General features: G+C 62.1%; 17 protein-coding genes. 8 read left to right on the top strand and 9 right to left on the bottom strand.

Annotated elements, in window-relative coordinates; all coding sequences use genetic code 11:
* Nucleotides 1-139 precede the first annotated feature (139 nt).
* The 3 genes from V5N12_RS12420 to V5N12_RS12410 all read left to right on the top strand — a co-directional run bounded on the left by V5N12_RS12420 (nt 140) and on the right by V5N12_RS12410 (nt 4,309).
* The gene (locus V5N12_RS12420) at nt 140-1,486 is read left to right on the top strand and encodes a ribonuclease J (RefSeq protein WP_332899484.1); all 1,347 of its coding nucleotides are present in this window, start codon (nt 140-142) and stop codon (nt 1,484-1,486) included.
* Nucleotides 1,487-2,527, top strand: a complete 1,041-nt coding sequence (gene idsA3 / locus V5N12_RS12415; protein ID WP_332899483.1) for a geranylfarnesyl diphosphate synthase — start codon at nt 1,487-1,489, stop codon at nt 2,525-2,527.
* A 66-nt stretch (nt 2,528-2,593) separates the two neighbouring features.
* The gene (locus V5N12_RS12410; protein ID WP_332899482.1) at nt 2,594-4,309 is read left to right on the top strand and encodes a glutamate--tRNA ligase; all 1,716 of its coding nucleotides are present in this window, start codon (nt 2,594-2,596) and stop codon (nt 4,307-4,309) included.
* A gap of 1 nt (nt 4,310) precedes the next feature.
* Here V5N12_RS12410 and V5N12_RS12405 read toward each other — a convergent pair whose 3' ends face one another.
* The 3 genes from V5N12_RS12405 to tmcA are packed head-to-tail and all read right to left on the bottom strand — an operon-like array spanning nt 4,311 to nt 7,229.
* On the bottom strand, nt 4,311-4,475 hold the full coding sequence (locus V5N12_RS12405; protein WP_332899481.1) for a hypothetical protein: 165 nt from the start codon (nt 4,473-4,475) through the stop codon (nt 4,311-4,313).
* 40 nt (nt 4,476-4,515) lie between these two features.
* Complete coding sequence (locus tag V5N12_RS12400; protein ID WP_442904979.1) at nt 4,516-4,989, bottom strand: DUF456 family protein; 474 nt, start codon at nt 4,987-4,989, stop codon at nt 4,516-4,518.
* Nucleotides 4,989-7,229 (bottom strand): tRNA(Met) cytidine acetyltransferase TmcA, encoded by a 2,241-nt coding sequence (gene tmcA, locus V5N12_RS12395; RefSeq protein WP_332899479.1) that lies wholly within the window; start codon nt 7,227-7,229, stop codon nt 4,989-4,991. Before tmcA ends, V5N12_RS12400 begins: the two co-directional genes overlap by 1 nt.
* Before the next feature lie 279 nt (nt 7,230-7,508).
* On the opposite strand from tmcA, the gene rpl7ae reads away from it, so the two are divergent.
* From rpl7ae to V5N12_RS12370, 5 genes are all read left to right on the top strand, one after another.
* Complete coding sequence (gene rpl7ae, locus V5N12_RS12390) at nt 7,509-7,871, top strand: 50S ribosomal protein L7Ae (RefSeq protein ID WP_332899478.1); 363 nt, start codon at nt 7,509-7,511, stop codon at nt 7,869-7,871.
* Between the two features lie 11 nt (nt 7,872-7,882).
* On the top strand, nt 7,883-8,107 hold the full coding sequence (locus V5N12_RS12385) for a 30S ribosomal protein S28e (protein WP_332899477.1): 225 nt from the start codon (nt 7,883-7,885) through the stop codon (nt 8,105-8,107).
* Nucleotides 8,107-8,412 carry a 50S ribosomal protein L24e gene (locus tag V5N12_RS12380; protein ID WP_332899476.1) on the top strand — a complete coding sequence of 102 codons (306 nt, stop codon included), beginning with the start codon at nt 8,107-8,109 and terminating at the stop codon, nt 8,410-8,412. The genes V5N12_RS12385 and V5N12_RS12380 overlap by 1 nt, the downstream gene beginning before the upstream one ends.
* Entirely contained in the window at nt 8,409-8,867 is a 459-nt protein-coding gene (gene ndk / locus V5N12_RS12375; protein WP_332899475.1) for a nucleoside-diphosphate kinase, read from the top strand. Before V5N12_RS12380 ends, ndk begins: the two co-directional genes overlap by 4 nt.
* A gap of 516 nt (nt 8,868-9,383) precedes the next feature.
* Nucleotides 9,384-10,202 carry a class I SAM-dependent methyltransferase gene (locus V5N12_RS12370; protein WP_332899474.1) on the top strand — a complete coding sequence of 273 codons (819 nt, stop codon included), beginning with the start codon at nt 9,384-9,386 and terminating at the stop codon, nt 10,200-10,202.
* A 6-nt stretch (nt 10,203-10,208) separates the two neighbouring features.
* Here V5N12_RS12370 and V5N12_RS12365 read toward each other — a convergent pair whose 3' ends face one another.
* The 6 genes from V5N12_RS12365 to V5N12_RS12340 all read right to left on the bottom strand — a co-directional run bounded on the left by V5N12_RS12365 (nt 10,209) and on the right by V5N12_RS12340 (nt 15,585).
* Nucleotides 10,209-11,267, bottom strand: a complete 1,059-nt coding sequence (locus V5N12_RS12365) for a methionine synthase (protein WP_332899473.1) — start codon at nt 11,265-11,267, stop codon at nt 10,209-10,211.
* Nucleotides 11,264-12,265, bottom strand: a complete 1,002-nt coding sequence (locus V5N12_RS12360; RefSeq protein WP_332899472.1) for a 5-methyltetrahydropteroyltriglutamate--homocysteine methyltransferase — start codon at nt 12,263-12,265, stop codon at nt 11,264-11,266. The genes V5N12_RS12365 and V5N12_RS12360 overlap by 4 nt, the downstream gene beginning before the upstream one ends.
* Before the next feature lie 63 nt (nt 12,266-12,328).
* On the bottom strand, nt 12,329-12,907 hold the full coding sequence (locus V5N12_RS12355) for a HemK2/MTQ2 family protein methyltransferase (protein ID WP_332899471.1): 579 nt from the start codon (nt 12,905-12,907) through the stop codon (nt 12,329-12,331).
* Complete coding sequence (locus V5N12_RS12350; protein ID WP_332899470.1) at nt 12,904-14,091, bottom strand: mechanosensitive ion channel family protein; 1,188 nt, start codon at nt 14,089-14,091, stop codon at nt 12,904-12,906. The genes V5N12_RS12355 and V5N12_RS12350 overlap by 4 nt, the downstream gene beginning before the upstream one ends.
* Complete coding sequence (locus V5N12_RS12345; RefSeq protein ID WP_332899469.1) at nt 14,088-14,975, bottom strand: 16S ribosomal RNA methyltransferase A; 888 nt, start codon at nt 14,973-14,975, stop codon at nt 14,088-14,090. The genes V5N12_RS12350 and V5N12_RS12345 overlap by 4 nt, the downstream gene beginning before the upstream one ends.
* Nucleotides 14,976-15,015: 40 nt before the next feature.
* Complete coding sequence (locus V5N12_RS12340; protein ID WP_332899468.1) at nt 15,016-15,585, bottom strand: DUF655 domain-containing protein; 570 nt, start codon at nt 15,583-15,585, stop codon at nt 15,016-15,018.
* Nucleotide 15,586: the final 1 nt, after the last annotated feature.

Here is a 15,586-nt window from a genome sequence, read left to right as displayed (position 1 = left end):
TTTTAAGACCCGAGTTCGTACCGTTCCGTAACCGAGACAGCAAGCCGTCCACCTCGTGCGGTTGTGGGCGTTCGGCGGGGACCCGCCGGAGGCTCATGCAGAACCGTCTGGTTGGAGGGCTCCGCTCGGAGCTATAACCATGGAAATTGAAATTGCTACGATAGGCGGCTATGAAGAAGTCGGTCGGCAGATGACTGCCGTCCGCGCAGGTGACGACGTTGTAATCTTCGACATGGGCCTCAACCTTTCACAGGTCCTGATTCACGACAACGTCGAGACCGAACGAATGCACAGCTTAGACCTCATCGACATGGGTGCCATCCCGGACGACCGTGTCATGAGCGACCTTGAGGGCGACGTCAAAGCGATTGTCCCGACCCACGGTCACCTTGACCACATCGGCGCAATCAGCAAGCTCGCCCACCGCTACAACGCCCCAATCGTTGCGACGCCGTTCACCATCGAACTCGTCAAACAGCAAATCGAGGGCGAAGAGAAGTTCGGTGTCCAAAACGACCTCATCAAGATGGACCCCGGTGAGACGATGTCCATCTCCGAGGAAGTCGAACTCGAATTCGTCAACGTCACCCACTCCATCATCGACGCCATCAACCCCGTGCTCCACACCCCGGAGGGCGCGGTTGTCTACGGCCTCGACAAGCGGATGGACCACACGCCGGTGCTTGGCGACCCAATCGACATGAAGCGGTTCCGCGAGATTGCCAACTCCGAAAACGGCGTCCTCGCGTACATCGAAGACTGTACGAACGCCGGACGCAAGGGCCGCACACCGAGCGAGTCCGTCGCACGCAAACACCTCAAAGACGTCATCCACAGCATGGAGGACTACGACGGCGGCATCGTCGCAACCACGTTCTCCTCGCACGTCGCGCGTGTGAAGTCGCTCGTCGAATTCGCAGAGGACATCGGCCGCCAGCCAGTCCTCCTCGGTCGCTCGATGGAGAAGTACTCGGGTACCGCAGAGCGCCTCAACTTCGTCGACTTCCCGGACGACCTCGGGATGTACGGTCACCGCAAGTCGGTCGACCGCACGTTCAAACGCATCATGAAAGAGGGCAAGGAGAACTTCCTGCCTATCGTGACCGGCCATCAGGGCGAGCCACGCGCCATGCTCACGCGTATGGGCCGCGGCGAGACGCCGTACGAATTGGAAGAAGGCGACAAGGTCGTCTTCTCCGCGCGCGTCATCCCGGAGCCGACCAACGAAGGCCAGCGATACCAGTCTGAGAAGCTCCTGCGCATGCAGGGCGCACGCATCTACGACGACGTCCACGTTTCCGGGCACATGTCCCAGGAGGGACTTTACGAGATGCTCCGCACGCTCCAGCCACAGCACGTCATCCCGGCCCACCAGGACATGAAAGGCTTCGCGCCGTACGTCGACCTCGCCGAAAACGAGGGCTACACGATGGGCCGTGACCTGCACGTCACGCGAAACGGGAACATCATCCAGCTGGTCGAGTAAATGGACATGCGGAACATGGCAGTTACAGACGCACTCGCCGCCCGCCGCGACCTCGTCAACGAGGCCATCGGCGAGGACCTGCCGGTCACCAGCCCCGAACGCCTCTATAAGGCGTCGCGCCATCTGCTCGATGCCGGTGGCAAGCGACTGCGCCCGGCCATGCTGTTGCTGGTCGGTGAGGCACTCGTAGACGTGAGTCCGGAACAGACGGACTACCGCGAGTTCCCGACGTTAAACGGCGTCACCATCGACCTGATGGCGGCGGCCGTCAGCATCGAAGTCATCCAGTCGTTTACGCTGATTCACGACGACATCATGGACGACGACGACCTGCGCCGGGGTGCCCCCGCGGTCCACCGCGCCTACGACTTAGAGACCGCAATTCTCGCGGGCGACACGCTCTACTCGAAGGCGTTCGAGTTCATGCTCGAGACCGGCGCGCCCGCAGACCGGTCTGTGCGCGCGCTCTCGATGCTCGCGACGACCTGCACCAAGATTTGCGAGGGTCAAGCCCTCGACGTGGCCTTTGAGACGCGGACGGACGTGCTCCCCGAGGAGTATCTGGAGATGGCAGAGCAGAAGACGGCAGTGCTCTACGCCGCCGCAACGGCCATCCCGGCTATCCTGCTCGGCGCAGACGACGAGACCGTCGAAGCGCTCTACGGCTACGGACTCGACGTTGGCCGCGCCTTCCAGATTCAAGACGACTTGCTCGACCTCACCGTTCCAAGTGAGAAACTCGGCAAACAGCGCGGCAGCGACCTCGTTGAGAACAAGCAGACGATTATCACGCTCCACGCCCGTCAACAGGGCGTGGACGTCGATTCGCTCGTCACCACGGACTCGGTCGAGGGCGTCTCAGAGGCGGAAATCGACGCCGCCGTCGAGAAACTCGAAGCGTCCGGCTCTATCGACTACGCCCGCGAAACGGCAGAGCGACTCGTCGCAGACGGGAAAGCCCGCCTCGACGTGCTTCCGGACAACGAAGCCCACGACCTGTTGCTCGACATCGCGGACTACCTCATCGACCGCGGCTACTGAACCGCGCCCCGATTTTTCGGCGCGGTTTCAACGTAGTTTTGACGCGCCACAGCGAACGCTCACCCAATGGACAAGGATCTCCGCGAGCAAATCGAAGAGGAGGCCGAGAAACACGCGCTCATCAACGCCGTCAAACACGAGAGCGACGCCGACGTGGGTGCCATCATGGGGCCGCTCATGGGTGAGAACCCCGAGTTTCGCCCGCACGGTGGCGACATTCCGGGCATCATCGGCCCAATCGTAGCGAAAGTGAACAGCGCCTCAACGGAAGAGAAACGCGAGCGCCTCGCCGTCCTCGCCCCCGAGTGGCTCGAAGAACTCGACGCAGAAGACGAAGCCGACGACCGGGTGCTTCCCGACCTGCCGAACGCCGAGGACTACGACGAGATTCGAATGCGCACCGCGCCGAATCCGAACGGGCCGTGGCACCTTGGCCACGCGCGCATGCCCGCGGTCATCGGGACGTACAAAGAGCTGTACGACGGCTGGTTTGTCTGCCGATTCGACGACACCGACCCCGAGACGAAGCGCCCGGACATGGACGCCTACGACGCAATTTTGGAGGACATTGAATACCTCGGCTTCGAGCCGGACGACGTGATGCGCGCCTCAGACCGGGTGCCTATCTACTACGACCACGCCCGCGACCTCATCGAGATGGGCGGTGCCTACACCTGTTCGTGCTCCGGCGAGGCGTTCTCTGAACTGAAGAACGCGGGCAAGCCGTGTCCCCACCGCGACAAGGACGTAGCGACCACCGAAGAAGAGTTCGAGCAGATGGTCGAAGGCGAGTTAAGCGCCGGCGAGATGGTGCTCCGCGTGAAGACGGACATCGAACACAAGAACCCTGCCCTGCGCGACTTCGTCGCGTTCCGCATGGTCGATACGCCCCACCCACGCGAGGAAGCCGCAGACTACCGTTGCTGGCCGATGCTCGACTTCCAATCTGGCATCGACGACCACCTCACGGGCGTCACGCACATCATCCGCGGCATCGACCTCCAAGACTCCGCAAAGCGCCAGCAGTTCGTCTACGACTACTTCGGCTGGGAGTACCCCGAGGTCATCCACTGGGGGCACGTCCAGATTGACGAATACGACGTGAAGATGTCCACCTCGACTATCAAGCAACTCATCGCGGATGGCAAACTCGACGGCTGGGACGACCCGCGCGCGCCGACCCTGAAAAGCGTCCGCCGTCGTGGGATTCGTGGGGAAGCAATCACCGACGCGATGATTCAACTCGGCACCTCTACGAGCAACGTCGACCTCGCCATGAGTTCGATTTACGCGAACAACCGCGCGCTCGTAGACGACGCGGCGAACCGCTACTTCCTCGTCCGCGACGGACAGGAACTCCCCGTCGTCGGCGCGCCCGAAGTCGGCCATCCGCCGCTCCACCCCGACCACGAAGACCGTGGGAAACGTGCCATCCCGGTCAACGGCGCAGTTCTCATCGAAGCCGACGACGTGCCCGCGAACGGAGAGCGCGTCTGGCTCAAGGGGCTTGGCCTGTTCCAGCACACCCGCGACGCGCTCGAATACCTCGGCAACGACCTCTCTGCGGTGCGCGAAGAGGGTGTCGACGTCATCCACTGGGTCTCCGCTGACGCGAACGTGCCCGTCACGATGCGGACGATGGACGGCGACGTGTCCGGCCACGCAGAACCCGACTTCAAAGCGACGGCTGTAGACGACGTGATTCAGTTCGAGCGCATCGGCTTCGTCCGCGTCGATTCCCACGGTGACGACGACTCGGTCGTCTACTACACCCACCCCTGAGCTACACCCAGTGTTTCTCCGCGCCCGGAAGCGGCTCTGCGACGACCCCATCTTGCTGGACCAGCGCTCGGGCGTGTGCCGTACAGACGTCTTTTCTATCGGCCCACGGGATGTGGAGGCGGACGGCCGCGCGCTCGTGGCAGCCGGACTCGTCACAGTGTCGCATGCCGGCCATTAGTGGGCCATGGTAACAATTCTTCCGCGCGTCAGATAACGAGAATGAACGCGACGAGCATCGACGCGGTGAGCAACACCTGCATCACCGCAGAGGCGAGGATGCCAATGGTCGTGTACACCGCCGCCCACGCGCTCTGGTCTACATCTTCGTGTTTGCGGTATTCGAAGGCGAACACCGTTCCCGCGACGCCCAGGAAAATCCCGAGCGGGCCGAGGACGAACAGGAGCGCGAAGCCAACGAGACCGGCGAGCGCGGAGACTTTCCATGACGCACCACTCGCTTTGGCGGCCACCGCCCCGCCGAGGTAGTCGAAGGTCATCGCGGTGAGGCCAAGGACGGTCAACCCGATGAGCGCGAGCACGCCGGGTTCTGCGTAGCCCGAGTGCCACCAGTAGAGATAGACCCCCGCGAGCGAGGTGGGCGCGCCGGGCAGGAGGGGGACGACGCTCCCGACGACTCCGAGGACGAGCAACCCAAAGGCGAGGAGGATGACGGTGTCAATCATTCGAATCGCCGCCGTTCGAGTTGCGCGGCTGGTGACCCGTAGACGGAGACGAGCGGGCGGAGCGTCGCGCTCAACTCACGCATCGCGTGGGCGGGCGAGTGAAAGCCGAACTCCTCGGTCACGGTTCGCCAGTGGGTCGCTTGCAACACCTTGCGCACGAGTAGCCGTTCTTGGCGGGCGGTGAGCAGCGAGACATCAGCCGGGTCTGTGAGGTGTTTCATCGCCAGTTTCCGCACTGCGGCGGGTGCGACTTCGGATATACCGGGGCCGAAGGCCGCGCCCGCGAGCAGTCGCCACTCGCGGTCTGAGAGGGTGAGGTCGATGTTCGCCTCCGTCGCGCGAACCGCCGCCCGAACCACGTCCGGGTCGAGTTCCGAGAGTACGTCAGACAGCATGTCTCTGGTGCGCTCTACGAACCACCGGACGTGTCGGTCGTGGAGGTCGTGACCGGCCGCAGAAAGGGGACAGACCATTACCGCAGAGTGCTCGCCGCTCGCGTCGTTGCGCCCGGTCGAGAGGTACACGGTGTGATAGCCGTTTTCGTGCCAGAAGTCGATGAGGTCCGGCGTCGCGCCGTAGCCGACGCCGAGCCAGTCGAGGTCGGCTTCGAACTCGGTTCGAATCGCCTTGAGTAGGTGTGAGCCAAGCCCCCGCGAGCGAACGGCCGGGTGGGTCGCAATCCGCATCACACGCAGACCAGCAGTGATTCCTGCGTCTTCGTCACGCACCTGACTCGTGAGCACGTCGGGAAGCATGTTTCCACGGACTCTGCCGCCGTCGTACATCTCGGCGCGGAGGGTTTTGGGTAGCTTCCCCTCGCGGGCAAGCAGGGCGACGCAGGCGACGTGCCCCTCGTGGGTCAACACCCGGAGGGTGAGGTTCGGCGCGTCGAGGAGGCGCGCGAGGTCGTCAGGTTCGGTTCGGTAGTGGGCGAAGACGAGCAGGCCGAACACTTCGCGCAGAAGGTGTTCGTTTTGTCCGAGTTCGTCGCCTGTGTAGGCTTCATAGGCGACCGTCTCTGGGGTCGCATGCTCAACGAGCGGTTCGACCGCGGGGCGTGCGTCGAGCAACAGGGTGCGAAATGCCCAGATTTCGACCGGGTCGCCCGGCGCGTACCGGATGGGTTCGTCGAGGTGCACGTCGGTCACGTCGTGGGTAGATTTGTCGAGTCGATCGCGGAACCTGACTGAGAACCCGCGACCTGCGCCTTCATAGCCGTGGACGGTCGTGGTGAACGCTACGCGAGAGGCGTCAAGGAACCGTTCGAGGACACGCACGGGGAGCGCGGCGGCTTCGTCTACGATGACCACGTCCGGGGCTTCTGGCAGGTCGGTCGCGTCTGCCGGTTTTGCAAATCGCACACGACCGCCCGTGGTCGTCGTGAGTAGCGACGGGTTGTCCGGATGGTTCACCGTCTCAAGGGAGCCGAGTGTGTCGAGCAGTTCGTGCGCTCGGGCGAACACCTCGGCTGCGCTTTCGTACCCCCGGGCGGTGACGAGCACGTCTTCGCCCGCGTGGGCGAGCGACCCGGCGGCGAGTCCGGCGGCGCTTGACTTCCCCCTGCCGCGGTCGGCTTCGACCACAAGTGCGGTGTCGGGTTCGGTGAGGCGTTCGAAGGCGCGAAGAGCCGTTGCTTGGTCGTCGGTCAGACAGCGGGTGTAGGCTTCCGTGGGAAAGGCGTGAACGTTCGGCGGTGCTGGTGCGTTGCGGTGTCGGGCAGGAAGCGGGTCGGTCAAGCCGTCTTTTTCGACGGTGTCCGTAGCCGCGTCGTAGATGGCGACGCCGGGATGTGTCCGGAGTAACTCGACCGTCCGGGTTCTGAAGTTCCCCGTGACCTCATCGCGGCTGAACGGCGGGACGGCGAGTCCATCGTCGAAGGTGTCTCGTCGGTCCGGCCATTCATCGAGCGGCGGAGTGAGCAAGAGCACGAGGCCACCGCCTGAGACTGCGCCCACGGAGCGCCCGAGGGCGTTCGGGCGGAAGGCGTCGTGGGCGTCTACGACGACGGCGGTTCGCGTGGTTCCGAGAAGGGAGCCAGCGCGTTTGGGGGCGACGCGCTCGCAGGCGAGATCGTTGTGGTGGCTGAGAAACGTCGTCTCGTCGCGGGAGATATTAGCTTCGCTGAGTGCGCGGTCGGCGGCGGTGACCGTGGCGTCGCGCTCGCCAGTGAGGACGAGCAGCCGGCGCTCGTTTGCACGGCTGGCTTCGGCGCGGAGGGCGGCCACGAGCTGTTCCATATTGTGTCAAAATGTCCCTGAGAAAAAGGGCGTTTCTGTGCGTGTCTTACCGTCGCATGGCGTGTTTGCTTTGAAAGCGCTTTTATGGTGGGGCTCTCTACTGAGCGTTACAGCCTGTACGGGGTTGATGATGCTCCTAGCCATTTATACTGAGGCTGTACGGCTGTGAAAGCCCTCGACCGACGCGGACTGGTCGAGCACTTTCACACGTGTACAGCCTCAGTATCAGGACCCTTACGGCAGGGGAGCGCGAGCCCACGTACAGGAGGTGAACATACTATGCCAGTGTACGTCGATTTCGATGTACCCGCCGACCTCCAAGAGTCTGCCCTTGAGGCGCTCGAAGTCGCGCGGGATACGGGAGCTGTAAAGAAAGGAACGAACGAGACCACGAAAGCTGTCGAGCGCGGCAACGCGCAACTCGTCTTCATCGCAGAAGACGTCCAGCCTGAGGAGATTGTTATGCACCTCCCAGAGCTTTCGGACGAGAAGGGGATTCCATTCCTCTTCGTCGAGACGCAAGACGATGTCGGCCACGCGGCCGGTCTCGAAGTCGGCAGTGCGGCCGCGGCCATCACCGACGCCGGTGAGGCTGCCGACCAGGTCGAGGACATCGCCGGAAAGCTTGAGGACCTCCGCTGAGGTGACCGTTGATGAGTGCTGAAGAGAATACTGACGGAGCCACCCCCGCCGAAGTCATCGAGGTCGTCGGCAAGACCGGGATGCACGGCGAGGCGATGCAGGTCAAGTGCCGCATCCAGCAGGGCTCGAACAAGGGCCGTATCATTACCCGAAACGTCCTTGGTCCCGTCCGCGAGGGCGACATCCTGCAACTGCGCGAAACGGCTCGTGAAGCTGACTCCATTGGAGGCCAATAATGGTTCGCACGCGAGACTGTGATTACTGTGGCGACGACATCGAACCCGGCACGGGGACGATGTTCGTCTTCACCGACGGACGTACCGTAAACTACTGCTCATCGAAGTGCGAGAAGAACGCCGAACTCGGTCGTGAAGCTCGCGACGTTCGCTGGACCGAAGAAGGGCGCCGCCAGAGCGGCGTCAACAAGCGCGCCAGCGAGAAAGCAGCAGCCGCTTCAGACGCCAAAAAAGCGGAAGCAGCCGAGGACGCTGCACCCGACCTCGAAGCCGCAGAGGCAGAAGACGAGGAAACTGAAGAATGAGCGAACGCACCTTCGTGATGGTCAAGCCTGACGGCGTCCAGCGCGGCCTCATCGGCGAGATCGTCTCTCGCTTCGAAGACCGCGGACTGAAGCTCGTCGCGGGCAAGTTCATGCAGATCGACGAGGAGCTCGCCCACGAGCACTACGGCGAGCACGAGGGCAAGCCCTTCTTCTCCGGGCTTGTCGAGTTCATCACCTCCGGCCCAGTCTTCGCAATGGTCTGGGAAGGACAGGACGCGACGCGGCAGGTTCGCGGCATGATGGGCGAAACTGACCCCGCCGACTCTGCTCCGGGCACCATCCGCGGTGACTTCGGCCTTGACCTTGGCCGCAACGTCATCCACGGCTCGGACCACGAGGACGAGGGCGCAAACGAACGCGAAATCGCGCTGTTCTTCGACGAGGACGAACTCGTCGACTACGAGCGCATCAACGAAGGCTGGCTGTACGAGTAAGCCAGTTCGGGCTTTTCCATTTTCACCGCCGCCGAGCCACGGCTGTCTCCGCACCTCGCCCGGCTGTGCTTTCCCTCCCACTGTATTCTCTGGAAACTCCTGAGCGCGCGCAAGACCCCTCTAGACACATGCATATTTTCTCAGCCAGCTGCCGAACGTCCGTGCAGAAGCCTCTGGAGGCATGTTTTCAAGACTATTGAATTACTTTACCAATTTTAAAAAGACTTACCAAAAAAGATATCTTTATGCCGACTCCAGTCCAATTTGTAGTTGTGTCCTGTTGGGGGCTAGGCAGCGACAAATCTGCCTCGCCATCGTGATACAACACGCGACGGCGACACAATGGCGCTCCGCCGTTCGGGGGGACGGGCGGACGCTCTGAAACGAGGGGACGGGGGAGGGAAAGAGACGGAAATTGCCACAGAGGCACCGTCCGGGTGAATCACGGTATTTTGTGTCTGTCGGGAACTCGTTCGAGACAGAACCGATAACAGCGTTCCAGCTGACTGCTTTAGTATGGACGAGTTCCACACCGAAAATCGGAAAAATTGGGAGGAACGCGCCGCGTTGCACCCTGCTACGGACTTTTATGACGTCGAGGGGTTTCTTGCCGGTGGGTCGTCGCTCCAGTCGCTCGAACACGAGGAGCTCGGAGACGTTTCGGGGAAAACGATGCTCCATCTCCAGTGTCATTTCGGCCTCGATTCGCTCTCGTGGGCGCGCGAAGGCGCGTCTGTGACGGGCGTCGATTATTCCACCCAAGCCATCGAAAAAGCTCGCGAACTGCGCGACGAAACGGGCCTCGACGCCGAGTTCATCGCCGCAGACATCTACGACCTTGAGAACCATCTCGACGAACGATTCGACATCGTGTTCACCTCCTACGGGGTGCTCTGTTGGCTCTCTGACCTCGGCGCGTGGGCCGAACTCATCGAGCAGTTTCTCGAACCCGGCGGCACGTTCTACATCGCGGAGGCCCATCCGTACATGGGCACACTCTCCGCGCTCTCCGCAGACGGCACGGCACAGTTCGAATTTCCGTATTTCCACGACGACCTGCCAAAGCGCTACGACGCGGACGGGTCCTATGCCGCCCCAGATGCGTCGTTCGACCACCCGACGACCTACCAGTGGTATCACAGCATGAGCGACATCCTCAACGCGCTGCTCTCGGCCGGACTCGATATCGAGTTCGTCCACGAACACCCCTTCGGCACGTTCAAAATGTTCGAATCGATGGAGCAAGCAGACGACGGCTGGTGGTACGTTCCCGGACTGGAGATAGACCTGCCGTTCACCTTCTCGCTCAAAGCAACCAAATCGGAGAAAAATTAGCGGGCGTTAGTCGGCTTTGACCGGTTCCCAGTCGAGTTCGAGTTCGCCCGAGTCCAGTTCGGCTTCAATTTCGCGGGCCGCGGTCACCATGTTCGCCATCTTGCCGTAGGCGACCTCGCGAGGCAGCAGCTTCAGCCCGCAGTCGGGGCTGACGACGAGCTGTTCCGGTGGCACGACTTCGAGGCCCTTCTTGATGTTTGCTTTAATCTGTTCGACGCTCTCGACTTCCGCGACGTGGGCGTCGGTTACGCCGAGGGCGAGGTCTTTCGTGAACTCTGCGGACTTGAACACGTCAAGCTGCTCGTAGTCGCCGTTTGCGAGTTCTAAGTCGAACTCGTCGACGGGATAGTCGAGAATCTCGGGGTAGATGCGCGAGTAGTCGCCGTAACAGACGTGGAGGCCGATGCGCACGTCTTCGGGGATGTCGGCGACGATGCGTTCGAGACATTCTCCGACGATGGCGTGGTCGTCCGGCGTCGTTGCGAGCGCGGGCTCGTCGATTTGGATGTAGCGTGCGCCTGCTTCGACCAGCTTCTCGATTTCCTCGTTCACGAGGTCTGCGAGGTCGTAAGAGAGCGCTTCTTCGTCCTCGTAGGCTTCGTTGAACGACCAGTTTGCGAGCGTGTACGGCCCCGTGATTGGCACCTTGACCGGGTGGTCTGCGACGCTCGCGGTGTATTTGTACTCCTCGACCAGCCACGTCTCGTCGTATTCGACTTCGGAGACGACGCTTGGCTTGTCGAAGTAGTTGTGTCCCCACACCTTGACGGGGCCGTTGAACTCGTAGCCCTCGATGCGGTGGGCGAAGTACTCGACCATCTCGGTGCGGCGCATCTCGCCGTCTACGACCACGTCGATACCGGCGCGTTCGTGCTCTTGGGTGATGAGGCGAGAGGCGTCGTTGGTCGCCTCCTCCCAGTCATCGTCGTCGAAGTCTGCGTTCTCGTCGTGGTAGAGGGTGCGAACGCGGTCTAACCACTTTGGCTTCGGGTAGCTCCCGACGACCGTCGTCAGGATGAAGTGTTCGTTCGGGTGGTCTGCGGGACGGAACTGTTCACGAGTCATGCCGTGGTCACCTCCGCGCGCAGGGCAGTCGCCTCGCCGAGGGCGGCGAGCTTTTCTTGGTATTTGTTCACCGGCAGGTAGAACAGCTCTGTGTTTGGTGTCATGTACACGGTGTCGAACGAGGCGGCAGGGGTGTTGTCGAGCACCCAGTCAACGCGCTCGTTGATTTTCTCCGGCGTTTCGACGAGGGTGTTCTGCCCGTTGAGGAGTCCCAGCGAAATCGCCGATTTCGTGCCGTACTCGTTGATGTTGTAGAGGTTCTCCTCGTGATTCGCGATGAAGTCGTAGCCAACCGCGTCGATGTCGGCGTCGAGTAAGTGGGCGTGGACTTTCTCGGTGAGCGCGCCGTAGTGAGTGTGAACGACGACCTCTGCGTCGGTCGCGCTTGCCACGGCGTCAATCGCTTCGCTCGCGTGCTCATCAACGCCGTCTCCCGGCGCGTTCGTCACGAGCGACGGTTCGAGCAGGTAGAGCGTCTCCGTCTCCGGGAACGCCTCGACTTCGCCAGCGAGGAAGTCTGCGACGGCGTCTAAGAACGCCGCGTCGTCTTCGTAGTACTCGTTGGTTGCGAGATCACAGAGCGAGTACGGGCCGGGAAGCACCGCTTGCAGGTTGTCTGCTTGCTCTGCGGTCGCCTCAAGTTCCTTCGCAACGTCACCGCTGAAGGTGAGGTCGCCGGTCACGACGGGGTCGCGGTAGAAGTTGTTGTTGTCGTAATAGCGGACGATGCCGTGGGTTTCGACGTTTTCGTGGACGGCGAGTGGATGGGCGAGCATGTCGTCCCACCGAAGCTGGCCTTCGACGGTGCGGTCGAGTCCGGCGTTCTGCTGGTCTTCGACGACGGCGGTGCGGGCACGGTCGATTACGGCCGTGATTTCAGGGCCTTCGTTCCCCGAGACGAGGTCTTCTTTCTGGTGACCTTTCAGGTCTGATAGCTCATCTTTCGCCCAGTCGGGCAGCGGGAAGAGCCCCGGTGTTGTAGCGACGAACTCTGTCATTCACTCGGCTAAAAGATATGCTGCTGTTTAATATTTACTACTTCGACAAATTACTTTGAGTAATTACTGGCGGTCGAGACGTTCGACGGTCAGCCGCTCGAACGGATAGGATTCTTCGCGCACGGTTTTCGCTGAAAAGCCGACGCCAGCGGCCGTGTTGCGCACCGCTTCGAGGTTCGTGAGCGTGCTCACGAGCAACAGGACGTAGCCGTCCGGCGCGAGCACACGACCCACCGATTCGAGAAACGGGTCGATGACCGCGCGGCCGTCCTCGCCGCCAGACAGCGCGACTTCCATCCAGTCGTCGCCCGCCTCGTCGGGGGCGGTCGGCAGATACGGTGGGTTGAACACCACCACGTCGAACGCGCCATCGCGGAAGCCGTCGGTCAGGTTCATCCGCGCCGCCTCGATGCCGCGCTCGCGCGCCTGCTCGCACGCATGCGGGTTCAGGTCACAGCCAACGACGTGCGCGCCGACTTCCTGTTCGATGGTGGCGGCGACGTAGCCAGAGCCCGTGCCGACTTCGAGTACTCGGTCGTCGGGCGTGACCTGTGCCACCGCCGCTTCCGCGAGAAGGCGTGAGTCTTCGGCTGGCTGGTACACCTCCGTCTCGACGCCACGGCGTTCTGCGAGGTCTGTCATTGCGCTTCCTCCGTGTCATCTTCGTTCCCCTCCTCCGCGCCACCGTCGGCCTCCGCTTCGGCCGCCGATTCTGCAACGCCCGTCGTCGGTGGCGCTTCGTCGCTGACGCGCAGCCCGCCCGCCTCAGAGCGACCCATGAGTTCGCGCTGTGGGAACGGAATTTTGACGCCCGCGTCGTCGAAAGCACGCTTTACGGCACTGATGACCGCGGTCTGGGCGTCCCACTTCTTGCGCGCGGTGGGGTTGTCTATCCAAAACCGTAATTCGAGGATAATCGCAGAGTCACCGAACGCCCTGAGCACGGCGTGGGCGCTTGGCACCGAGCGAATCTCGTCGAGGCCGCTCATCGCGTCGGTGGCGATTTCGACGGCGCGGTCTACGTCCACTTCGTAATCGACGCCCACATCCAAGGTGACCCGCAGGCGGCCGCGACGCGATTTGTTCACGACTTCGTTGCCCGTCACCTGGTCGTTCGGGATGATGAGATATTCGTCGTCGAACGTCCGGATGCGCGTGTTGACGATGGTGATATCGGTGACGATACCCTCATGGTCGCCAATCTCCACCCAGTCGCGCACTTCGAAGGGGCGGCTGAACAGCAAGACGAAGCCCGCGAGCGCAGAGCCGAGCGTCTGGCGGGCGGCAAGCCCGAGCACGAGGCCGAGGAAGCCAGCACCGAGCAGGAGGTTCTGGATGTTGATGCCCCACAGCGAGAGCGCCACGAGCGACGCGAGACAGAAGATGATGACCTGCATCGTCCGGTTGGCCATCTGGCGCTGGTGGTCGGTGACGGCGTCGTGTTCGTCGACGAACCGGTCGACGAGGTGCTTGAGCGCCCGCATGAGCGCAACCGCCGTGATGAACAAGATGGCGGTAAACAGCACCAACACGCTATCCTCGCCGGAGAGTTTGAGCACGGCGAGCGCGGAAATGACCTGACTGGTAGCCCCCCAGATGATGACCAAGATGAGCACCGACCCGGTCATGAGCGCGCCACCAACGGTAATCTGGGCGACTTCGACCTGCCACGACCCAAAGCGGTCTTTGAGCAGGTCCCCAGCTTTTCGCAACACCATTCCACCGACGACTAGCCCAACGACGACGGCAACTGTCCCGGCGACTTTCGACTCGGGAGTCAAAAACAGCGATTCGAGCCAGGCGAGAAACGGGGTGTGAAAGCTCATACGTCGGGGTTACCCACCTCGTAGGCGAGCATCGCAAGTTCCGCGAACTGTGCCGGGGTGACCTTGCCCGCGCGCATGCTCATCAGCTCCTCGTCGGCCGCCGCGACGACGGCTTTCGGGTCACCGAGGTGCGAGATGTGGGCGGTGTTTCGCACCGCATTGCGCATCGTCTTGCGTCGCTGGGTGAACACCGCGGTCACGAAGTTCAAGAAGAACTCGTCGTCTGGCACCTCGTACTCAGGGGTTCGCGGCATCGTTCGAACGATGGCGCTCTCGACCTGTGGCGGCGGCGAGAAGGCGGATTTGGGCACCGATTCGACGACTTCGATGTCGGCGTAGTGGCCCGCGGTCACCGACAGTCGCCCGTACTCGTCGGTCGCTGGGTCTGCGGCCATCCGCGCTGCGAACTCCTTTTGGAACATCAAGATGAGGGGGATGTCCCGCGGGAGCAAGCGAAAGGACAGCTCACTGGAGACGCTGTAGGGGAGATTCGAGATAGACGCCGTCACGTCAGAGGGGAGTTCCACCTCAAGGGCGTCGCCTTCGATGAGGGTGAGTTTGCCCGACTCGATTTCGGCTGCGAACTCACGGCGCAGGAACTCAGCAAAGCGTTTGTCGCGTTCGACGGCCGTCACCTTGTCTGCCACCGAGAGCAATCGGTCGGTGAGCACGCCCGCACCGGGGCCGATTTCGAGGACGTGCGAGCAGTCGATACCTGCATCGGTCGCGTGGCTCGGTAGTCTGTCGAGAACTCTGTCGTCTACGAGAAAGTGCTGGTCTTGGTTCGTATCCGCGCGGACGCCCGCTCGCTTGATGAGTGCACGCGCCTGTCGATGACCTGTCTGTTCGGCGCGCGTCGGTTCGCTCCCATCTGAGTTCGTCATTGGTTGTTGGCGAGTAGGCGGCCGCCCGTATCTAAAGCCTTCAGTTCTCTCGGCGGACGAACGCCTTGTACTTCAGGTCGTCGTCGTGAAGTTCCTCTAAGATGCGTTCGACGAGCACTTCCTTTGGCTTGTGCAGGCCCTTTACGCGCTCTTCGAGTTCTTCGAAGCTCTCGAACGGGCCGCGCTTGCGTTGTTCGAGAATGTTGTTGCGCAGTTTCTTCCCGATGCCGGGCAGCAAGTTGAGTTGGTGGAGGCGCAGCGAGATAGGTTGCGCATCGTTGTAGAAGTCCACGAAGCGCTGTTCGTTGTTCTCGACGATATCGCGAACCACATATTCGAGTTCCGCGCGGGCAGCCCCCGAGAGGTCGTCGTAGTCGACGTGCTCAACCGTCTCCACTTGCTCGTCTTTTGGTTTGGTGGTGATGCGGTCACCGATGTTTAGGTCTGCACCCTCCGCGAGGGTGCATTCAACGAGGGCAAACGTCGCCTCGGTGAGCGCGTACGCGATTGCCGGCTTCTGATAGCTCGGGCGGTCGTCGCCACTCTTCCCGTGTGGAAGGTAGTCGAGGATAACGGCTGTCGTGACATCACCGCTCTCGGTATCGCTCATA

It is taken from the genome of Haladaptatus sp. CMSO5 (assembly GCF_036689885.1).
In the GTDB taxonomy this organism is placed as follows: domain Archaea; phylum Halobacteriota; class Halobacteria; order Halobacteriales; family Halococcaceae; genus QDMS2.
Note: the sequence above shows the minus strand (reverse complement) of the source record. Positions and strands in the feature narration are given on the sequence as shown.